Source organism: Cryobacterium zhongshanensis (genome assembly GCF_022760445.1).
In the GTDB taxonomy this organism is placed as follows: domain Bacteria; phylum Actinomycetota; class Actinomycetes; order Actinomycetales; family Microbacteriaceae; genus Cryobacterium; species Cryobacterium algoricola.
On the sequence record NZ_JALGAR010000001.1, the window covers coordinates 631,471 to 652,499 of the forward strand.

The 21,029-nt window shown below is 70.6% G+C and carries 17 protein-coding genes and 1 tRNA gene; 12 read left to right on the top strand and 6 right to left on the bottom strand.

All coding sequences use genetic code 11. From position 1 onward, the window contains the following. The first annotated feature begins 5 nt into the window (after positions 1-5). Together MQH31_RS02995 and MQH31_RS03000 are read left to right on the top strand one after the other, a co-directional pair. Positions 6-3,971, top strand: a complete 3,966-nt coding sequence (locus tag MQH31_RS02995; protein WP_372488097.1) for a Pls/PosA family non-ribosomal peptide synthetase — start codon at positions 6-8, stop codon at positions 3,969-3,971. Further along, positions 3,968-5,392, top strand: a complete 1,425-nt coding sequence (locus MQH31_RS03000; protein WP_134535419.1) for a M1 family metallopeptidase — start codon at positions 3,968-3,970, stop codon at positions 5,390-5,392. The genes MQH31_RS02995 and MQH31_RS03000 overlap by 4 nt, the downstream gene beginning before the upstream one ends. Here the strand turns inward: MQH31_RS03000 and MQH31_RS20805 are convergent. Then, the gene (locus tag MQH31_RS20805) at positions 5,349-6,065 is read right to left on the bottom strand and encodes a 4'-phosphopantetheinyl transferase family protein (RefSeq protein ID WP_243010858.1); all 717 of its coding nucleotides are present in this window, start codon (positions 6,063-6,065) and stop codon (positions 5,349-5,351) included. The genes MQH31_RS03000 and MQH31_RS20805 overlap by 44 nt on opposite strands. A gap of 164 nt (positions 6,066-6,229) precedes the next feature. Between MQH31_RS20805 and MQH31_RS03010 the strand changes: the two genes are divergently transcribed. After that, positions 6,230-7,246, top strand: coding sequence for a magnesium and cobalt transport protein CorA (locus MQH31_RS03010; protein ID WP_134535421.1), 1,017 nt, complete (start codon positions 6,230-6,232; stop codon positions 7,244-7,246). Between the two features lie 128 nt (positions 7,247-7,374). Here the strand turns inward: MQH31_RS03010 and MQH31_RS03015 are convergent, their stop codons facing one another. Next, complete coding sequence (locus MQH31_RS03015; RefSeq protein ID WP_243010859.1) at positions 7,375-8,367, bottom strand: adenosine deaminase; 993 nt, start codon at positions 8,365-8,367, stop codon at positions 7,375-7,377. 152 nt (positions 8,368-8,519) lie between these two features. Between MQH31_RS03015 and MQH31_RS03020 the strand changes: the two genes are divergently transcribed. Both MQH31_RS03020 and MQH31_RS03025 read left to right on the top strand, forming a co-directional pair. Further along, positions 8,520-12,308: an AAA family ATPase gene (locus MQH31_RS03020; RefSeq protein ID WP_243010860.1), complete on the top strand. Its 3,789-nt coding sequence runs from the start codon at positions 8,520-8,522 to the stop codon at positions 12,306-12,308. A 7-nt stretch (positions 12,309-12,315) separates the two neighbouring features. Then, positions 12,316-12,597 (top strand): hypothetical protein, encoded by a 282-nt coding sequence (locus MQH31_RS03025; RefSeq protein WP_134535424.1) that lies wholly within the window; start codon positions 12,316-12,318, stop codon positions 12,595-12,597. 48 nt (positions 12,598-12,645) lie between these two features. Here MQH31_RS03025 and mscL read toward each other — a convergent pair whose 3' ends face one another. The 3 genes from mscL to MQH31_RS03040 all read right to left on the bottom strand — a co-directional run bounded on the left by mscL (position 12,646) and on the right by MQH31_RS03040 (position 14,156). Then, a complete protein-coding gene (mscL, locus tag MQH31_RS03030; RefSeq protein WP_243010861.1) occupies positions 12,646-13,080 on the bottom strand; it encodes a large conductance mechanosensitive channel protein MscL in 435 nt (144 codons plus the stop codon). A gap of 10 nt (positions 13,081-13,090) precedes the next feature. Next, positions 13,091-13,504 (bottom strand): FmdB family zinc ribbon protein, encoded by a 414-nt coding sequence (locus tag MQH31_RS03035; RefSeq protein WP_134535426.1) that lies wholly within the window; start codon positions 13,502-13,504, stop codon positions 13,091-13,093. A 73-nt stretch (positions 13,505-13,577) separates the two neighbouring features. Further along, positions 13,578-14,156 (bottom strand): 5-formyltetrahydrofolate cyclo-ligase, encoded by a 579-nt coding sequence (locus tag MQH31_RS03040; protein ID WP_243010862.1) that lies wholly within the window; start codon positions 14,154-14,156, stop codon positions 13,578-13,580. Positions 14,157-14,190: 34 nt separating this feature from the next. Between MQH31_RS03040 and galU the strand changes: the two genes are divergently transcribed. The 4 genes from galU to MQH31_RS03060 all read left to right on the top strand — a co-directional run bounded on the left by galU (position 14,191) and on the right by MQH31_RS03060 (position 17,174). Then, complete coding sequence (gene galU / locus MQH31_RS03045) at positions 14,191-15,084, top strand: UTP--glucose-1-phosphate uridylyltransferase GalU (protein WP_134535428.1); 894 nt, start codon at positions 14,191-14,193, stop codon at positions 15,082-15,084. A 54-nt stretch (positions 15,085-15,138) separates the two neighbouring features. Further along, on the top strand, positions 15,139-15,798 hold the full coding sequence (locus MQH31_RS03050) for a GNAT family N-acetyltransferase (RefSeq protein ID WP_134535429.1): 660 nt from the start codon (positions 15,139-15,141) through the stop codon (positions 15,796-15,798). A gap of 109 nt (positions 15,799-15,907) precedes the next feature. Next, entirely contained in the window at positions 15,908-17,005 is a 1,098-nt protein-coding gene (locus tag MQH31_RS03055) for a hypothetical protein (RefSeq protein ID WP_243010863.1), read from the top strand. Positions 17,006-17,101: 96 nt separating this feature from the next. Continuing rightward, positions 17,102-17,174, top strand: a tRNA-Ala gene (locus MQH31_RS03060). A gap of 95 nt (positions 17,175-17,269) precedes the next feature. Here MQH31_RS03060 and MQH31_RS03065 read toward each other — a convergent pair. Then, on the bottom strand, positions 17,270-18,073 hold the full coding sequence (locus tag MQH31_RS03065) for an IclR family transcriptional regulator (protein WP_243010864.1): 804 nt from the start codon (positions 18,071-18,073) through the stop codon (positions 17,270-17,272). 177 nt (positions 18,074-18,250) lie between these two features. Between MQH31_RS03065 and MQH31_RS03070 the strand changes: the two genes are divergently transcribed. The 3 genes from MQH31_RS03070 to MQH31_RS03080 all read left to right on the top strand — a co-directional run bounded on the left by MQH31_RS03070 (position 18,251) and on the right by MQH31_RS03080 (position 20,954). Beyond that, positions 18,251-18,967, top strand: a complete 717-nt coding sequence (locus MQH31_RS03070) for a CoA transferase subunit A (protein WP_243010865.1) — start codon at positions 18,251-18,253, stop codon at positions 18,965-18,967. Positions 18,968-19,038: 71 nt separating this feature from the next. Next, entirely contained in the window at positions 19,039-19,752 is a 714-nt protein-coding gene (locus MQH31_RS03075) for a CoA transferase subunit B (RefSeq protein WP_243010866.1), read from the top strand. Then, positions 19,749-20,954 carry an acetyl-CoA acetyltransferase gene (locus MQH31_RS03080; protein WP_134535438.1) on the top strand — a complete coding sequence of 402 codons (1,206 nt, stop codon included), beginning with the start codon at positions 19,749-19,751 and terminating at the stop codon, positions 20,952-20,954. The genes MQH31_RS03075 and MQH31_RS03080 overlap by 4 nt, the downstream gene beginning before the upstream one ends. Positions 20,955-21,029 lie beyond the last annotated feature (75 nt).

The window sequence follows — 21,029 nt, forward strand, 5'->3', positions numbered from 1 at the left end:
CGAGCGTGACCCAGAACCCCGTCCCGCAGGGCACCGGCCAGGCCGAATCCCCGGCGGCGGCCCAGGCCGTGCTCGAGGCAGGGTCCCGCACCGCGGAGCCCCGCACCCTCATCGACATCCTGTTCGCGACGGCGGCGCTGCACCCGGGTGCGCTCGCGCTCGAGGACCAGGTCGGCACCGTCAACTACCGGCAGTTGCAGCACCTCGTCAACGAGCAGGCCCTCGCACTCAGCCAGGCCGGGGTGCGCCGCGGCGACACCGTCGGCATCCGGATCCCCTCCGGCACCCGGGAACTCTACGTCTCCATCCTCGCGACCCTGCGCGTGGGCGCCGCCTATGTGCCCGTCGACGCCGACGATCCGGAGGAACGCGCCCAGCTCGTCTTCAGCGAGGCCCGCGTCGTCGGCGTGATCGGCGAGGGCGGCGCGTTCGCGTTCCGGTCGGCCGTCGACGGCGCCATGCTGGGGCAGCGGATGCTGCCGCCCGACGACGACCTGACTCTCGCCCACACGCACCGCACCCTGCCCAGGGGCAGCGACGACGCCTGGGTGATCTTCACCTCCGGATCGACGGGGGTGCCCAAGGGCGTCGCGGTCTCGCACCGCTCGGCGGCGGCGTTCGTCGACGCCGAGGCCGGGTTGTTCCTGCGGGCGGACCCGATCGGCCCCGCCGACCGGGTGCTCGCGGGGCTCTCGGTCGCGTTCGATGCCTCGTGCGAGGAGATGTGGCTGGCCTGGCGCAACGGCGCCTGCCTCGTCTCCGCACCGCGTTCTCTCGTGCGCAGCGGCGTCGACCTCGGACCCTGGCTCATCGCGCACGGCATCACCGTCGTGTCGACGGTACCGACCCTCGCCGCCCTCTGGCCGGAGGACGCCCTCGAGCGGGTGCGCCTGCTCATCTTCGGCGGCGAGGCCTGCCCGCCCGAACTCGCCGCGCGGCTGCAGGCCCGCGGCCGCGAGGTGTGGAACACGTACGGGCCGACCGAGGCGACCGTCGTCGCGTGCGCGGCGCCGCTCGACGGCAGCACGCCGATCCGGATCGGACTGCCCCTGGACGGCTGGGACCTCGCCGTCGTCGATGCCGCGGGCGCCCGCGTCGCCGAGGGCGAGACCGGGGAACTCATCATCGGGGGAGTGGGCCTCGCCCGCTACCTCGATCCGGCCAAGGACGCGGAGAAGTACGCCCCGCACACCGGCCTCGGCTGGCCGCGGGCGTACCGCAGCGGCGACCTCGTGCGCTTCGAGGCCGCCGGGCTCGTCTTCGCCGGCCGCGCCGACGACCAGGTCAAACTCGGCGGTCGCCGGATCGAACTCGGCGAGATCGAGGCCGCGCTCCGCACCCTGCCGGGCGTCGCAGGGGCCGCCGCGGTGGTGCAGCGGACGCCGGCGGGGAACCAGGTGCTCGTGGGCTACCTCGCGCTCGCCGACGGGGCATCCGCTCTCGACCGCGGCGCTGCCACCCTGCGGCTGCGCGAGGAACTGCCCGCCGCGCTCGTGCCGCTGATACACGTCGTCGCTGAGCTGCCCACCCGCGTCTCCGGCAAGGTCGACAAGGCCGCGCTGCCCTGGCCGCTCCCGGCGACCGGCGACGACACGGATGCCGGCCGGCTCTCGCCGACGGCGGCCTGGCTCGCCGAGAAGTGGGCCGCCATCCTCGGGTCCACCGTCGAGGGGCCGGACGCCGACTTCTTCGCCCACGGGGGCGGCTCGCTCACCGCCGCCCAGTTCGTCTCCGCACTCCGGGAAAGGTACCCGGACACCCGGGTCAACGACATCTACGACCACCCGCGGATCGGCGCGCTCGCCGACGAGCTCGATTCCCGCACCCCGGCCGCCGCGACCGCCGCCCGCACTGTGCTCCCCGTTCCGCTGCGCAGCCAGGTGCTGCAGACCCTGCTCGGCGTGCCGCTGCACGCCCTCGTCGGCGCCCGTTGGCTCGTCTACCTCGCGGCGGCGAACAACCTGCTCGCGGCGGCCGGAGCACCCTTCGCGCCGACGCTGTCCTGGTGGTGGATCCTGCTCGGCTTCCTGGTGTTCGTCACCCCGCCGGGCAAGATGGCGCTCTCGGTGCTCGCCGCCCGGCTGCTGCTCCGGGGCGTCACACCCGGCGCGTACCCGCGCGCGGGATCGGTGCACCTGCGGCTCTGGCTCGCCGAACAGGTGTCCCTGCTCGTCGACGCCGTGAGCCTCGCCGGAGCACCCTGGATCAGCTACTACGCCAGGGCTCTCGGCGCCCGCATCGAACCGGGCGTCGACCTGCACGCGCTGCCCCCGGTCACCGGGATGCTGTCCATCGGCGAGCGGGCCGCGATCGAACCCGAAACCGACCTGTCCGGGTACTGGATCGACGGGGACGTGCTCCGCATCGGCCGCGTGAAGATCGGGGCCGGCGCCACGATCGGCGCCCGCAGCACCCTCCTCGGCGGTGCGGTGATCGGCGAGGGCGCCATCATCGAGCCGGGCGCCGCCGTGTCCGGGCACGTGCCCGAGGGCGAACGGTGGGCCGGTTCGCCCGCCACCCGGGTCGGGGCCGCCCGCGGAGCCTGGCCGGCCGAGCATCCGCCACGAGGCCGGCGCTGGCTGATCGCTTACGCCCTCGGCGCCCTCGGCATGACCGCGATGCCCGCGATCGCGGTGATCCTCGCCGCACTCATCGTCGGCGCCGCGATCGGCGACGCCGGTACCCTCGGTGTGGCGCTCGGCCGGGCGGCGCTCGTGATGCCGCTCGCGGTCGTCGTCGCGGGGCTCGTCTACGCCCTGCTCGTCGTCCTCGCCGTCCGCGCCCTCGGGGTCGGGCTTCGCGAGGGCTACTACCCGGTGCGCGGCCGGTTCGGGTGGCAGGTCTGGATGACCGAACGCATCCTCGACGGCGCCCGCACCCTGCTCTTCCCCGTGTACGCGAGCCTGCTCACCCCGGTCTGGCTTCGCCTGCTCGGCGCGAAGGTCGGCGCCGGCGTCGAGGCGTCGACGGTGCTGCTCATCCCCGCGCTCACGACGATCGCGCCCGCCGCGTTCCTCGCCGACGACACGATGGTCGCGTGTTACGAACTCGGCGGCGGCTGGATGCACATCGGCCCGGCCAAGGTCGGCCGTCGCGCCTTCCTCGGCAACAGCGGCATGGCCGGCGCCGGCCGCACGGTGCCGCGCAACGGGCTCGTCGCCGTGCTCTCCTCCGCGCCGCGCAAGGCCAAGCGCGGGTCCTCGTGGCTCGGCAACCCGCCGGAGCGACTCCGGCGGCTCGTGACGGACGTCGATGAGGCGCGCACGTTCCGCCCGCCCGCCCGCCTCCGCGCGGCCCGGGCCATCTGGGAGGTGCTCCGGATCGTGCCCGTCATCGTGACCGGGCTGATCGCCCTCTGCGTGCTCGCCGCGCTCGACGCGCTCTGGATCGGCCTCGGCCTCGGCTGGGCGATCCTGCTCGGCGGGATCGTGCTACTCGCGGCCGGTGCGGTTGCCGCGGCCGTGACGAGCCTCGCCAAGTGGGCCCTCGTCGGGCGGATCTCCGTGAGCGAGCATCCGCTCTGGTCGTCGTTCATCTGGCGCAACGAAGTGTCGGACACCTTCGTCGAAATGGTCGCCCGGCCGTGGTTCGCGGCGAAGGCCGCGGGGACCCCGGCCTTGTCGGTGTTCCTGCGCACGATCGGGGCCCGAGTGGGCCGCGGAGTCTGGTGCGAGACGTACTGGCTGCCGGAAGCCGACCTCGTATCTCTCGGCGACGGGGTCACCGTGAACCGCGGCTGCGTCGTGCAGACGCACCTCTTCCACGACCGGATCATGCAGCTCGACCGGGTAACGCTCGCCGAGGGCGCGACCCTCGGCCCGCACAGCGTGATCCTGCCCGCCGCATCGGTGGATGCCGGCGCGACCGTCGGCCCCGCCTCGCTCGTGATGCGCGGCGAACGGGTGCCCGCCGGGTCGGTCTGGTCGGGGAACCCGATCGCGCCCTGGCGCAGGCTACCGTGGACACCATGAGTCCGCAGACCGGTGGGAAGACTGGCGCCGAAAAGGGCTCCGCAGGCAAGGGCTCCTCCGACTCGTCCGGCAAGGTCGCGCTCAACCTGCCGTCGACGATCGGCTCCGGCTCGGCCGGCGACCCGTACCTGATCGGCGCGGGCAACGGCGGCTACCGGGCGCTGCACTACGACCTCGACCTCGACTACCGGGTCGCGACCAACCAACTGCGCGCGACCGCGACGATCACCCTCGTCGCGACGATGCGCCTGGACCGGTTCAGCCTCGACTTCGACGGGCTGAGCGTCGACCGGCTCACGGTCAACGGCGCCCGGCCGCGCAAATTCGTGCACACCGGCCGCAAGCTCGTGGTGACCCCGCTGACGACGATGGAAGCCGGGGAACGGTTCGAGATCGCCGTGCGGTATCGCGGGGCGCCGCATCCGCTGCGCAGCATCTGGGGAGAGGTCGGCTGGGAGGAACTGCTCGACGGCGTGCTCGTCGCGGGGCAGCCGTGCGGGGCCGCGTCGTGGTTCCCGTGCAACGACCACCCGAGCAACAAGGCGACGTACCGGATCGCGGTGAGCTGCGAGGCGCCGTACACCGTGGTCTCGAACGGCACGCTCACCGGGAAATCGACCCGCTCCGGCCACACCCGGTGGACCTTCGAGGTCGTCGAGCCGATGGCGACCTACCTCGCCTCCGTGATGATCGGACGGTACCGTCCGCTCGCGCTCGCGCCGGTCGCGGCGGGCGGCCCCGCCCCGGTGCCGGTCACGCTGCACTTCCCGTCGAACCTCGCGCACAACGTGGGCGTCGACTTCGGCAGGCTCGGCGAGATGGTCTCGGTGTTCAGCGCTGCCTTCGGCCCGTACCCGTTCCCCGGGTACTCGGTCGTCGTGACGGATGACGTGCTCGAGATCCCGCTCGAGGCGCACGGCCTCGCCGTGTTCGGCCGCAACCACGTCGACGGCAACCACGGCAGCGATCGCCTGATCGCGCACGAACTCGCGCACCAGTGGTTCGGCAACAGCCTCACCGCCGCCGCCTGGCGCGACATCTGGCTGCAGGAGGGCTTCGCCTGCTACGCGGAGTGGATCTGGGGCGAACACGCCGGCGGACGCACCGCGGAGCAGAGCGCGGTGTACCACCGCGGCCGGCTCGAGGCGCAGCCGCAGGACCTCCTCGTCGGCGACCCCGGCCCGCACGACATGTTCGACGACCGGGTCTACAAGCGCGGCGCGCTCGCGCTGCACGCCGTGCGGCGCTCCCTCGGCGACGACGTCTTCTTCGACACCCTCCGTGCCTGGACCCGCGCCAACCGGCACGGCCTCGTCTCGACGGATGCCTTCGTCGAGTTCGTCTCGATCCACACCGGAAGCGAGGAGATCCGCCGCATCATCGACCGGTGGATCTACCGGACCGCCCTCCCCAAGCTCTGATGTCGGGGGTGTCCAGCAGCCGGAGGGTGGGCTGGGTGCCGGGGTGAGTGAGGACGGCGACTCGGCCGACGAGGCCGGGGCCGGGGTCGAGGCTCGCGAGCAGGATGCCGGCCAGGGGGACGCCGGCTCCCGGCCAGGAGCGGAGGGCAGGGCCGAAACCCGGTTCCCGGCGGCGGGCGAGGGTGAGGTCGCGCGGGTCGACGCGCAGGCCGTCGCCGGTGGACTTCAGGATCGCCTCCTTTGCGCACCAGATCCCGGCGAGGTCCAGGCCGTTCGGTGGCGAAGCCGCCGCCCGCTCGCGGGGTGAGAGGAGGACATCGGCCACGGGGGAGCGGGTGACGGCATCCACACTCTCGATGTCGACGCCGACCGGCCCGGCGAAACTCACGGCGACGGCGACCTGGTCGACCGCGCGGCTCAGGCTGAGGTGCACGGCGGGGTGCGGCGCGTCCGTGCCTGTAACCGTGCCCGAAACCGTGCCCGGCGTCGAGAGTGAGGGCACGCCGTGCTCGGTGCTCCCGCAGTGCGGGCAGCGGCGGAAGACGTGGACGCTCGCGGGATCGAGGCCGAGCACCTCGGCGGCCGTCGCCGCGAGGAGTGCGCGGTCGGCGGCATCCGTCTGCCCGCGGGGCGCGACGAGCACGACCACCTCTCCAGCACCCCGATCGATCACGCCTCCAACCTAGCCGCGCCCCTGTTCCGAATTCAGGAGGTCGCGCCCGTAGTGCCGCTTCCCGGCCGGATTTCGGGCATTTCGACGCTCAACTCCTGAATTCGACACACCCGGCACGACACCGGGGGAGTGCGACACTGGTAGCTGCACTCGAGGAGCACGCCATGACACTGATTGACAACGCGGTTTACGTAGACGGACGACGCCTCGCGACGCCGGCCTCCCTCGATGAGACCTACGCGACACTGACCGAGTGCGGCGGCTTCGCCTGGATCGGCATGTACCGGCCGGAAGAGACCGAGGTCCGCTCCATCGCGTCGGAGTTCCAGCTGCACCACCTCTCGGTCGAGGACGCGCTGAAGGGCCACCAGCGGTCCAAGCTCGAACGGTTCGACGACATCCTCTTCGTGGTGCTGCGGCCGGCCCGGTACATCGACGCCGAGGAGCGGGTCGAGTTCGGCGAGTTGCACGTCTTCGTCGGACCTGACTTCGTCGTGACCATCCGCCACGCCGAATCGCCCGACCTCGCGAAGGTTCGCGCGCGCATGGAGTCGACGCCGAGGCTCCTCGCCCTCGGGCCCGAGGCGGTGCTCTACGCGATCTTCGACCAGCTCGTCGACGAGTACGCACCCGTGATCGCCGGCCTCGAGAACGACATCGACGAGATCGAGGACGAGATCTTCGACGGCGACCCCGAGGTCGCCCGGCGCATCTACGACCTGTCGCGCGAGGTGATCGAATTCCAGCGGGCGACCCAGCCGCTGATCGGGATGCTCGAGGCGCTCAAGCGCGGCTTCGCGAAGTACAACGTGGAGGCCGAGCTGCACCACCACCTCGACGACGTGCTCGACCATGTGCTCCGGATCAACGAGCGCGGCGCGACCTTCCGGCAGATCCTCGACAACGCGCTCATCGTGCACTCGACGCTCGTCACCCAGCGGCAGAACGACGAGACCCGGCGACTGTCCGAGACGAGCCTCGCGCAGAGCGAAGAGGTCAAGAAGATCTCGAGCTGGGCGGCGATCCTGTTCGCGCCCACCCTCGTCGGCACCGTCTACGGCATGAACTTCGAGAACATGCCGGAGCTGCACTGGGAGTACGGCTACCCCTTCGCGCTGGGCCTGATGGTCGCGGGCGGCTTCGTGCTCTGGCGCGTCTTCAAGAAGAACAACTGGCTCTAGTCGCGCCCAGCTGCACCTTTCCGGTCGAGAGTTACCCGCGTACCGGGCACTCTCGACCGGAAAAGTATCTCTCGGGGGTCGTGGGGGAGCTGCGCAGAGGCCACCCCGGGCGGGGGCGGGGCTCCGGGCTAGGGCTGGGCGGCGCGCCAGGCGTCGACGTCGAGGGACAGCGCGGCCTTCTCGGCCGGTTCGAGGAACGAGGCTTCGATCCCGTTCCTGGCGAGCAGGGCCAGCCGGTCCGGTCCGAGGTCGAACTCGGCGTCGAGCGCCGCGAGGTTGTCGTCGATGTACCCGCCGAAGTACGCGGGGTCGTCGGAGTTGACGGTCGCGAGCAGGCCGAGGTCGAGCATCCGCACGATCGGGTGGTCGGCGAGCGTGTCGATCGCGCGCAGTCGCACGTTCGAGAACGGGCAGACCGTGAGCGGCACCCGTTCGCGCACGAGGCGTTCGACGAGCGCGGCATCCTCGAGGCTGCGGATGCCGTGGTCGATCCGCTCGACACCGAGCCGGTCCAGCGCGCTCCAGACGTACTCGGGCGGGCCCTCTTCTCCGGCGTGCGCGACCCGGCGGAGCCCGTTCGCCGCGGCGAGCGCGAAGACCTCCTCGAACAGCTCCGGCGGGTAGCCGACCTCCGCGGAGTCGAGCCCGACGCCGTCGATCGTGTAGCCGCTCGCGAGGATCTCGGTGAGGATCTGCAGCGCCTCGTCCGCCGGGCGGTCGCGCAGGAACGTCACGATCAGCTTCGTCGAGATGCCGAAGTCTGCGACCGAGTTGCCGAGGGCATCCGTCACCCCGCCGAGCGCGGTCAGCAACGGGATGCCGCGGCTCGTGTGCGCCTGCGGGTCGAAGAAGATCTCGGCGTGCCGCACGCCCGCGTCAGCGGCGCGGGCCAGGTAGGCGCGGGTCAGGTCCGTGAAATCGGCGGCTTGGCGCAGCACGTCGAGGTTGTGGTAGTACAGATTGAGGAAGGATTGCAGATCGGTGAACTCGTATTGCGCACGCAACTCCGCCAGCGTCGCCCACGGCACGGCGACGCCGTTGCGTTCGGCCAGCTCGAAGATGAGCTCCGGTTCGAGAGTGCCCTCGATGTGCAGGTGGAGTTCGACCAGGGGGAGTTTCATTGCCCCATTCTCGCAAGCCCGGTCGACTCCGAATCACCAGGGTTTCGCCGGGAGTGCGGCAAAGCCGACAAATCCGCGGGTTTTGCCGTCAATCCCCGCAAAACCCGGGGAGCCTGCCGCAGAACGGTGTTTTCCGGACTTAGGGTATCGGTGTGTGGCGCCTCGATAGAAAACAAGATGACGACGACATCCTGTCGGAAAACCCGGATGCTCCGTCAGGTGAGCCGCGGAACGCGGTCTCCCCGCAGACCGTGAGCCTCGGGGATCCCTCGGTTGTCGCGGGAAACATCGCCGAGCCGGTCTGGAACCGGTGGCGCAGCGAACTCGCCGAGATCGGCGGGCGCTCCCCGCTGCTGCACTTCGCCGACGAGCCGCGCACCCGCATCGAACTGAGCCAGGCCCACCCCGGAGGGCTCCCGCAGTTCATCATCGGTAAGTCCACCCTGCTCTCCAACCTCATCCGCGACGAGCTCGCGCTGCGCAACGCCCGCCTCGCGGCCGGCGAGATCACCCAGAAGGGCATCGAACTGCGCTCCATGCGCGGCATCGAATCGGTGCACCTCGGCATCGGCCTCGCCGAATGGCGTTTCGGCGACGTCGACTTCCTCGGCCCGGTGCTGCTCCGCCCGCTCGCGATCCGCCGTTACGGCCGTGACTTCGAGCTCAAGCTCAAGGGTCAGCCGTTCCTGAACCCCGAACTCGGTCGTGCCCTGCACGAACAGTTCCAGATCACCCTCGACGCCGACGCCTTCGTCGCGCTCGCCGTGACCAACGGCGCCTTCAAGCCGCAGCCCGTCATCGACCGGCTACGCGGCCTCACCTCGCACCTGCCCTGGTTCAACGTCACCCCGCGCCTCGTCGCCTCCTCCTTCGCCGACGTCGGCCGGGCCATGAAAGCGGATGCCGCGCACCTCGAGCATCCGCTGCTCGACGCGATCGCGGGGAACCCCAGCGCCCGCCAGGCCATCGAGGGCGCGTACAACCCCGTCGTCCCGATCGGCCAGGACTCCCGACCGCCCGCGACCGACGTGCTGCTGCTCGACGCGGACCCCGAACAGGAGAACGTCGTCGCGCAGATCGCGGCAGGTAACTCCCTCGTCGTCAAGACCCTGCCCGGCACCGGCGGCACCCAGACGATCGTCAACGCGATCGGTTCCCTGATCTCCCAGCACAAGCGCGTGCTCGTCGTGAGCGCCCGCCGCTCGAGCCTCGACGGCATCAACCAGCGCCTCACCCAGGTCGGCCTCCCCGGCGTCGCCGTCACCCCGCGGCTGCTGCGCCGCGACCTGATCGCCTCGATCACCCGCAACGAGAAGGCCGTCCAGCCGATGGTCGGCGACGTCGACGACGCCCTCGTGCGCCTCCGCAAGGTGTTGCTCGACTACCGCGGCGCCCTCACCCGGCGCGACCCGGCCCTCGGCGTCTCCGTGCTCGACGCCCTCGGCGAACTCGCGAGACTCGCCCAGTTGTCCTCCCCGCCCTCGACGACCGCCCGGCTCGAACGGCATGCGCTCGAACGCCTCGCCCAGAACCGGGCGACCGCGGCGCAGACGCTGATCAAGGCGGCCGCGCTCGGCCAGTTCCGCTACGGGCCAGGCGACTCGCCCTGGTACGGGGCGTCCTTCGCTGTGCCGGCCGAGGCATCCGCTGCGCATCAGCTCGCCAAGCGGGTCAACCAGGTCGAGCTGCCTCGCCTGCTCGAGCGTGCCGCCGGCCTCGTCGGCCAGACCCGGCTGCGGCCCTTCGAGACCATCGCAGAGCTCGGCGTCTACCTGCGGCTGCTGCTCGACATCCGCGACACCCTCGACAAGTTCCAGCCCGCCGTTTTCGATCGCTCGCTCACCGAACTGATTTCGGCGACGTCCGCCCGCCGCGACTCGCCGGACATGACCGGGACCAGCCGCCGTCGCCTGCGCCGCCTCGCCGAGGAATACCTGCGGCCGGGCGTGCACGTCACCGACCTGAACGACAGCCTCCGGCGGATCCAGCAGCAGCGCACCCTGTGGCAGCGCTACGTCGTCGCGGGCGTGATGCCCGAGGTGCCGGTCGGGATCTCCGATGTGCACGTCGCCTACCAGCGCGTCTCCGAGGACCTCGCGGCCCTCGACATCCCGCTGCGCAACACCGGAACCAACCGTCAGCTCTCCATGCGGCCCGTCAAGGAGCTCATCTACACGATCTCCGGCCTCGCCGCCGAGAGCGAGGTGCTCGCCAACCTGCACGAGCGCACCGCGCTGCTCGCGACGCTGCGCGAACACAACCTCGACCCGCTGATGACCGACCTCGCCAAGCGGCACGTCTCCGAGGAGAACGTCGCCAACGAGCTCGAGCTCGCCTGGTGGCAGTCCGTGCTCGAGTCCATGCTCGGCGCGGACAAGGCGCTCCTCAACGCGAACACGCAGGTGCTCGACCGGCTCGAGGCCGACTTCCGTCTCGTCGACGAGGCACACGCATCCACGACCGGGCAGCGCCTCGGCTGGCTCCTCGCCGAAACCTGGAAGATCGGCATCGTCGACTGGCCGGAGGAGGCCGACCGTCTCCGCCGCCTGCTGCGCGCAGACCGCGCGACCCCGAGCCGACTGAACAAGGCGGCCCCGCACCTCGGCCGCGTGCTCGCACCGGTCTGGCTCGCCTCGCCGTACGAGGTCTCCAAGCTCGACGACCAGCACTTCGACGCCGTTCTCCTCGTCGACGCCGGCGCGACGACCCTCGCCGAGAACGTCGGCGCCATCCGCCGCGGCAAGCAGATCGTGGCCTTCGGCGACCCCGTCACCCAGACGCCGTCCCCGTTCGAGACCGGCATCACGGATGCCGGCGGCGGCACGAACGCGAACGCGCGCGTCAGCCGCGTCAGCCTCGCCGACCGGGCCGAGCGCGAGACCAACGTCGACGCCCTGCACGCGGACTCCGCCCTCGCGCGCCTCGGCGAACTGCTGCCCACCCTCACCTTGACCCGCAGCTACCGGGCCGGCGGCGAGGACCTCACCGAACTCGTCAACCACCGCTTCTACGGCGGCCGCATCGACTCGCTCCCGTGGGCGGGCAGCTACCTCGGCCACGGCAGCCTCACCCTGAACTACGTCGCGGGCGGCCACGGCATGCCCGATGCCGACAGCGGAGCCGTCGAGAGTGTCGACGCCGAGGTGTCCAAGGTCGTCGACCTCGTGATGGACCACGCCGTCAAGCGCCCGCGCGAGTCTCTCATGGTGATCACCGCGAGCGCCCGCCACGCCGTGCGCGTGCATCAGGCCGTGCTGTCCGCGTTCTCGAAGCGCACCGACCTGGCCGACTTCATCCTCAAGGACCGGGCCGAACCGTTCACCGTGCTCACCCTCGAGCAGGCCGTCGCGCAGAGCCGCGACCGGGTGATCTTCTCGATCGGCTACGGACGCACCCCGCACGGGCGCCTGCTGACCAACTTCGGCTCGCTCGGCGAACCCGGCGGCGACCGCCTGCTCGCGATCGGCATGACCCGCGCCCGCCGCGCCATGGACATCGTCTCCTGCTTCCGCCCCGCCGACATCGACGAGGATCGCCAGCGCCACGGCATCCTCGCCCTCGCCCAGGTGCTCACCGAGACCGAGGCCAGGCATAACGAGGCCCAGGTTCCCGATGCCACCGAGCCGATGCTCGTCGACCTCGCCCAGCGCCTCGAACGCCTCGGTCTCACCGTGACGCTCGGCCACCGCGGCAAGCTCGCCCTCGCCGGTTCGCACGCCGGTCGCGCCGTCGTCGTTGAAACGGATGCCGTCGTCGACCGGGCGAGTCTGCGCGAGTCCCTGAGGCTCCGGCCCGAGGTGCTGCGACGACTCGGCTGGCACTACCTGCGGGTGCACTCCTTTGAACTCTTCAGCAACCCGGACGCCGTCGCCACCCGCGTCGCCGGCCTCGTCGGCGTCACGAGCACGACCCCGCCGGCTGCGCAGCACCCGCTCGCGTGAGCGTGTCGTGAGAGACACGGACGACTGGCTCGAGACTCCGCAGAGCGCCGCGGACCGGTCCCACGGACTCGACCCTGCAGATCCCGAGGCCGCGCCGCGCCAGTCGGTCGTGAAGGCCCGCGGCGGAGCCCGCCGGGCGCGCCTGACGCCTGCGCCGGACACCGATCCGAATCCGCACCCGCCGGTCCTGCGCGAAGAGGGCGGCGTCGCACCGCACGTTGCCGGGACCGAGCCGTCACGGAGCGCGAACGAGGCCCAGCTGCGTCAGGACCGTCCGCCGCACTGGTAACCCGCGTCCGGCATCCGCCGTCGCGTGCGTGCCGGCACGGCCGGAGAGCTACCTCGGGGACTGACCGGTTCCGGGCTTGGCGGCGTCCGCGGCGAGGAGGTCGCGGATCTGGGTGAGCAGGTCGAGCTCGGTCGCGGGAATGGTGGCGTCCTTCGGCGGCAGGCCGGCCGCACGGCGGCGCTCCTGCGCCTCCTTGAGTTTGTTGAGCGGCATCACGAACACGAAGTACACGACGGCGGCGACGAGGAGGAAATTGATGATCGCCGCGAGCACGAGGCCGAAGGACAGTTTCGCATCCCCCGGCAGGGTGACGACCATGGAATTGGCGAGGCTGTCGGACTTGAAGATCGCCGCGATCAGTGGGTTGAAGATGCCGGTGACGATGGCGTTGACGACGGCCGTGAACGCCGCGCCGATGACGACCGCGACCGCGAGTTCGATCACGTTGCCGCGCATGATGAATTCCTTGAAGCCCTGGATCATGGGGATTCTCCTAAGATTTTGCGGGCGATGCCGCGCTCGTGGTTGACGGGGTGCTTGATGACGAAGGTGAGGATGACGACGACGAGCCGGCGGATGCCCCGCCCGACTTCTCGGAGGACCCGGACGGCTTCTTCTCCGCCTTCTCGGCCTTCTTGGGCTTGTCCGAACCCGTGTCGCCGTGTGAGGCGGTGTCCGCGTGCGACTTCGCGTGCTTCTTCGGGTGTGCCTGCAGGGCCGCCTTCGCGTCCGAGCGGGAGTCGTTCTGGTAGAAGCCCGATCCGGTGAAGCTCACGCCGATTGAGGAGAACACCTTGCGCAGCTTGCCGCCGCACTTCGGGCAGACGGTCAGCGTGTCGTCGGTGAAGGCTTGCTGGATGTCGAACGCGGTGTCGCACTCGGTGCAACGGTAGGAATAGGTAGGCACTGAAACTCCGGCTGTGGGAACCCGGCGCGCGCCGGGATCCCCGATTGAAATAGGTGAAATTGAGGGTGGATGGTTAGAAGGTGATGATGCGCGTGGGCGTGACCAGGCCGTCGACGGGCTGGTCGTGCACTTCACGCGGAACGGAGTCGACGTACTCGTTGTCGAAGACGACGGCGTAGACCGGGGGGCATTTCTCCATCGACCCGAGCGTCTTGTCGTAGTAGCCGCGACCCCAGCCCATGCGCAGCCCGGTCGCGTCGACGGCGGCGGCGGGGACGATGATCAGGTCGACGTCATTGATCGCGATCGGCCCGAGCAGACTGCCCGCGGGCTCCGGCATCCCGGAGACACCGGGTAACTCGGTCTGGTCCTCGCCGACGGTCCAGTCGAGCAGGCCGTCGTCACGGGAGACCGGGAAGAGCACCCGGATGCCCTGGGCCTCGGCCCAGTTCACGAACGGCCGGGTATTGGGTTCGTTCCTGGCCGAGAGATAGCACGAGATGGAGCGCGCACTGAGGTCGAGCACGATGCTCTGCAGGTTCGCGGTGAAGCCCGCGGTGGCGGCATCCGTCTCGACAGAAGTCATGTTCTGCCGACGCTCACGCAGTTCGGCGCGGAGCGCCCGCTTTCGGTGAACGATCTCGGAGTCCATATAAGTCATCCTAGATGCCGATAACGTAGGGGCCATGGGTACTCGCATCACGAAAGCCGTCATTCCCGTCGCTGGTCTGGGAACTCGCTTCCTTCCGGCTACGAAAGCAATGCCGAAGGAGATGCTCCCCGTCGTCGACAAACCGGCGATCCAGTACGTCGTCGAAGAGGCCGTCGCCGCCGGGCTGAACGACGTTCTGATGATCACCGGGCGCAACAAGAACGCACTGGAGAACCACTTCGACCGGATGACCGAGCTCGAGGACGTGCTGATCCAGAAGGGCGACAAGGACCGCCTCGCCAAGGTGCAGTTCGCGACCGACCTCGCCGACATCCACTACGTGCGCCAGGGGGACCCGCTCGGCCTCGGCCACGCCGTGCTCCGCGCGAAGATGCACGTCGGTAACGAGGCCTTCGCCGTGCTCCTCGGCGACGACATCATCGACGCCCGCGACCCGCTGCTGGAGAAGATGCTCACCGAGCAGGTCGAGCGCAACACGAGCGTCATCGCGCTCATGGAGGTGGAGCCCTCGCAGATCCACCTCTACGGCTGCGCCGCCGTCGAACCGACCGATGACCCCGACGTCGTGCGCATCACCGGCCTGGTCGAGAAGCCCGCAGAAGCGGATGCCCCGTCGAACCTCGCCATCATCGGTCGGTATGTGCTGCGTCCCTCGGTCTTCGGCGTGCTCGAGCACACCGAGCCGGGCAAGGGCAACGAGATCCAGCTGACCGACGCCCTGCAGGAAATGGCCGCGAACCCCGAGAGCACGGGCGGCGTCTACGGCGTCATCTTCCGAGGCCGCCGCTATGACACCGGCGACCGGCTCGACTACATCAAGGCCATCGTGCAGCTCGCCGTCGACCGGGACGATCTCGGTCCGGACCTGCGTCCGTGGCTCAAGGGATTCGCCGCCACCCTCAGCTGATCCGGGTGACTACAGTGGGGGAACACCAGTTGAATCCGAGTAGACAGGCAGGCTGTGGCGATCGCGATTCCGACGCTTTTCGACGGTGATGTGACGTTGCGTCCCATCCGGCTGCGCGATGACAAGAACCTCGAGCGGTCCCTGATGGAGAACCGCGGCTGGTTGCGCGCCTGGGAGGCGACCAGCCCGTACGCGCCGATGTCGTTCGACACCCGGGCGAGCATCCGCAGCCTGCTCGCGCACTCGCGCACGGGGAACGGCCTGCCGTTCGTGATCGAATTCCAGGGCCAGCTGGCCGGACAGCTCAACGTCTCGTCGATCAGCTGGGGTTCGCTGTCGAGCGCGACGATCGGGTACTGGGTCGCCGAGGAGTTCGCCGGTCGTTCGATCACCCCGATCGCCGTTGCCCTCGCGACCGACTACTGTTTCGGGCAGCTCGGGCTGCACCGGATGGAGATCTGCATCCGGCCGGAGAACGGCCCCTCCCTCCGGGTCGTCGAGAAGCTCGGCTTCCGCTACGAGGGTCTGCGCCGTCGCTACATCCATATCAACGGCGACTGGCGTGACCACTTCTGCTTCGCCCTCGTGGCCGAGGAAGTGCGCCAGGGTGTGCTGCGCCGCTGGCGTGACGGGGCGGCTCCCGTCGACGCCGCGGCGGTGACCCCGGCCGACCGGGCCGCGGCGGCGCATCCGCTCGGGGTTGCCGAGTACTGAGCGCCACACGACGACCCGCGCGAAAAGAATCGCCGATTCTTCGGCGAGTCGTCGGACACACCCCGTCTAATCAGCGCCGGAACGGCCCCGGACTCATACCGTAGGGAGCATGAGTAGCGAGGTCTTGGGTGGGGGAGTCATGGTGGGGGTCGCCGCCGTGCTCTGGGTGGCCTATCTGATGCCGACCTGGACCCGACGACGTCAGTACCTCACCACGGAACGCAATGCGGTTCGGCTGCAGCAAACCATGCGCATCCTCGCGGAGACGTCCGAGATTCCGCAGGAGGTGCGTCTCGAGGCGAGCGCCCGCACCGTAGTGACGCAGCAGAAGCTGCTTGCGCAGGCCGAAGAGGACGCCCGCGTCGAAGCGAAGGCCGTGATGGCTGCCGCGACGTCCGCCCGTCGCGCGGTCGCCGCCCGGGCCGCCGCGGAACGTGCAGCAGCCCTGCGCCTCGCCGCGGAGCAGGCCGCAGCCCAGCGCGCCGCCCAGGCCACCGTCGCCGGGCACGCAGCGGCCAGGAGCCGCCGCGTGCGCCGCCTGCGTGCCATCGCGACCTTCGTGCTCCTCGGCGCCCTCGTGGCGCTCACCCTCGGCCTCGTGACCCTGGTCACCGGCGGCTCGGCCGTCCTCCTCGCCGTGGGCGCCGCCTCCGGCCTCCTCGCGTTCGGCACCCTCAACCGTCTGGCCCGAACCAGTGCGCACGCCAGGGCCCGGTCCGTCGCCGCGGGGCCGGCCGTCGCCGAGGCCCGGTTCCGGCCGCTCGTCGGGCAGGACTTCGAACCCGTGCAGCTCGAGGAGACCCCCGTTCCCGTGCAGACCTGGACGCCTCGGCCGCTTCCCCGGCCCCTGCACCTCGCCCCCGGCACGGTCGCCCAGGCCGCCATGGCCTCAGTGGATGCCGCCGCGCAGCTCCGCCGGGCCGCCGCGGAGGCCGAGGTGGCCCGCCGCGCCGAGCAGCTGCAGGTCGCGGTCACGCCGCTCCGGCACACCGGGACGATCTTCGCGCAGGGCAGCAACGCGGGCGGCAACCTGGGCAGCAACGTCGGCACAGCGCCGGTCACGAGGACCGGGCCGGTCGCAGTCGGGGGCGCAGGCAAGGCCGCCGCGCCGGTCAGCCGGTTCGCGTCGATGGGCATCGTCGGCGAGACCGAGCCGGGCATGACCGACCTCGACGCCGTCCTCCGTCGTCGCCGCGCCGCCGGTTAGACACTCGCGGACGCGTCCGGAGTGCGCCGGGATTCCGCCGAGCGCGGGGTGTGCTCAGCACGAGGCCCAACGCGTGATATTCTTCATAAGCGGTTGGGGGCTATGGCGCAGTTGGTAGCGCGTCTCGTTCGCAATGAGAAGGTCAGGAGTTCGAATCTCCTTAGCTCCACCGGCAAGACAGAAGGACCGTGGCCCAGTGCCGCGGTCCTTCTGTCGTTTCCGGACCCTCCGGGCACCCTGTGAATGCCGTCTGGTCAGTGCGCGTCAGTGCGCGGGCAGGCCGGGCTTTTGCAGCTCCTGGGTGATCCGGTTGGCCTCCTCGAGGAGGAGTCGGCCGAGCATCGGCTGCCGCTCCGGCCGGAAGCGCGGCTCGATCCCGGTCAGGGACAGCGCCCAGGCCGGCCGGCCGGACCGGTCGAAGATCGCGGCGCCCATGCCCCAGCTGCCCTCGAGAATCAGCCCGGGGTTGACCGCGTATCCCGTGCTGCGGGTCTGCTCGAGGTGCGAGCGGATGCCCGCCACCGTATGCGCCGGACCCCACGCCTCCGTGAGCGAGCCCTCGAGCAGGGCCGTCACCTCGTCCTCCGGAAGGAAGGCGAGGATCGCGAGCCCGGCGGAGGCGACGCCGAGCGGGAACCGCACGCCCTCGTGCAGCACGAACGACCGGATCGGGAAGCTACCCTCCTCGCGCAGCAGGCAGACCGTCTCCGCGCCCCGGCGGATCGAGAGGAAGGCGCTCTCGCCGGTCTCCTCGGCGAGGCGGCGCAGGCTCGGCCGCGCGAGCTCCTCGATCGGGTACCGCTCGGCGGCGACGACCCCCATCACGAAGATCTCGGGCCCGTAGTGCCAGGTGTGCCGCAGGGCATCGTGGTCGAGCAGGCCCTCCGCGGCGAGCGAGGCGAGCAGACGGTGCACGGTCGGCCGGGTCAGGCCGGAGTCCCGCGCGAGATCGGAGATGAGGGCACCGGCCGGAGCGCGGCCCACGAGCCGAAGCAGGAGGGCGATCCGGGCGGTGACCTGCGCGCCCTGCACGGTACCGCCGGGCCCGGCTGCACGATCAGTGGTCATTGTTCGGCTCCAATTGTCCATAATGTGGATGGTTGTGAGCCTACTGTTCACGGTGTGGATGCGCAATTAAATGCCCGACGGGCAGTGATTGACAGGTTCTCTGCGGCCCAGTTAGCATGGCCGACAGACAAGGCATCCACAAAGTGGACGCAGGCGATGCTCAATGAGGAGAAGACCATGTCCAAGGTACTGGCCAGCGCGGCAGACGCGCTCGGTGACGTCCTCCACGACGGGATCGTGCTCGCGGTGGGCGGCTTCGGCCTCTGCGGGATCCCCGCCGACCTGATCGACGCGGTGCGGGCATCCGGTGTGCGCGACCTCACCGTCGTCTCGAACAACATGGGCGTCGACGGCATCGGCCTCGGCCGGCTGCTCGAGACCGGGCAGGTGCGCACGGTGATCGCGTCCTACGTTGGAGAGAACCGGCTCTTCGCCGAGCAGCTCCTCGCGGGCGAGCTCGAGGTCGAATTCAGCCCGCAAGGCACCCTCGCCGAACGCCTCAGGGCCGGAGGAGCGGGAATTCCCGCGTTCTACACGAAGACCGGGGTCGGCACCCTCGTGGCCGAGGGCAAGCCGCACGCGGTGTTCGACGGCATCCGCTACGTGCAGGAACGCGGCATCGTCGCCGACGTCGCCCTCGTGCACGCCTGGCGCGCCGACACCGAGGGAAACCTCGTTTACCGGTACACCGCCCGAAACTTCAACCCGCTCGTCGCGACCGCCGGTGTCGTCACGATCGCCGAGGCCGAGGAGATCGTGCCGCGCGGCGCGATCGACCCGCACGACGTCGTGACGCCCGGCGTCTACGTGCAGCGCCTCGTGCAGGCGGATGCCCGCACCAAGCCGATCGAGCAGCGCACCGTGCGGAAGCGCCCGGTCGCGGTGCCGGCCTGAACCGCCGGCGGCACGCTCAGAACCTCCACCAGAAGCACGCCCATCCGTTCGACACTCCCCGGGAGCACACCATGGCTTGGACCAGAGACGAGATGGCCGCGATCGCGGCCGGTGAACTGCACGACGGCGACTACGTCAACCTCGGCATCGGGATCCCGACACTCGTCGCCAACAACCTGCCGGAGGGGGTTTCCGTCACGCTGCAGAGCGAGAACGGGCTGCTCGGCATGGGCCGGTTCCCCTGGGAGGGCGAGGAGGACGCCGACCTGATCAACGCGGGCAAGCAGACTGTGACGATGCTGCCCGGCGGGTCGATCTTCGACTCGGCGACCTCCTTCGGGATGATCCGGGGCGGCCACGTCAAGGTCGCCATCCTCGGCGCGATGCAGGTCTCCGGCAGCGGGGACCTCGCCAACTGGACGATCCCGGGCAAGATGATCAAGGGCATGGGCGGCGCGATGGACCTCGTCGCCGGCACCCCGCGGGTCGTCGTGCTCACCGAGCACATCGCGCGGGACGGCGGCGCGAAGATCGTCGCCGAGTGCAGCCTCCCGCTGACCGGGGTCGGCGTCGTGAACCGGATCATCTCCGACCTCGCCGTCTTCGACGTGACCGAGGCCGGCCTCGTGCTGCGCCGCCGCGCCCCCGGGGTCACCCTCGAGGCGCTCCGCGCGTGCACCGAGCCGGACTTCGCCGTCGCAGAGACGGAAACCGGCACCGCAACCGATACCGCAACCGATACCGCAACCGATACCGCAACCGACCAGAAAGCAGTGCGACTGTGAGCCTTCAGGAACAATTCGGCACCGACGTCCTCCTCGCCGGCTGGGGGCACAGCCGCTTCGGCAAGCTCAGCGACGACACCCTCGAGACCCTGATCGTGCAGGTCGCCGCGGAGGCGATCGCGAACTCCGGTGTCGACGCCGCCGAGATCGACGAGATCTACCTCGGCCAGTTCAACTCCGGCCTCGTGCCGCTCGCCTTCGCATCCTCGCTCGCGCTGCAGACCGACCCCGCGCTCGCCTACGTTCCGGCCACCCGGGTCGAGAACGCCTGCGCCTCCGGCTCTGCCGCGTTCCAGCAGGGCGTCAAGTCGCTGCTCGCCGGCACCGCGCGCACCGTGCTCGTGATCGGCGCGGAGAAGATGACGGATGCCTCGTCCGAGCTGGTCGGATCGGCCCTGCTCGGCGCCGACTACGACATGGCCGGCCGGCCGTCGACGACCGGCTTCGCCGGCCTGTTCGCCGTCGTCGCCGAGGCATACGCCGAGCGGTACGGCGACGTGGGCGACGTGCTCGGCTCCATCGCGGCCAAGAACCACCGCAACGGCGTCGACAACCCCTTCGCCCAGCTGCGCAAGGATCTCGGCGAGGACTTCTGCCGCACGGTCTCCGAGAAGAACCCGATCGTGGCCGGACCGCTCCGCCGCACCGACTGCTCCCCGGTCTCCGACGGTGCTGCCGCGATCGTGCTGACGACGGGCGGGAGTGCCGGGGCCTCCCGCCGGTCGGGCGCCGCGACAGATCCCGTGCGCCTCACCGGCTTCGGCCAGGCCAACGACTTCCTGCCCGCCGCCCGCCGCGACCCCACCGCGTTCGCGGCGACCCGGATCTCCTTCGAACGCGCCCTGCGGATGGCGGGCGTGGGCCTCGACGGGCTCGACTTCGCCGAGGTGCACGATTGCTTCACGATCGCCGAGCTGATCATGTACGAGGCGATGGGGCTCACCGCACCCGGCGAGGGACGCCGCGCGGTCGAGGAGGGCTGGGTGTACCGCGGCGGCAGGCTCCCGGTCAACATCTCCGGCGGACTCAAGGCCAAGGGCCACCCGGTCGGGGCGACCGGGGTGTCGCAGCACGTCGTGTCCGCGATGCAGCTCACCGGAACCGCCGGCGACATGCAGCTCGCGGCCCCGCGCCGTGCTCTCGTGCAGAACATGGGCGGCGTCGGCGTCGCGAACTACGTGAGCGTGCTCGAGGCCGTCTGACGCGTTGCCCCCGGCGCCTCCGCCGGGCACCGAGTGTCGGGGGTGGCGGGTAGCCTCGGCCTCGAACGAGGGAGC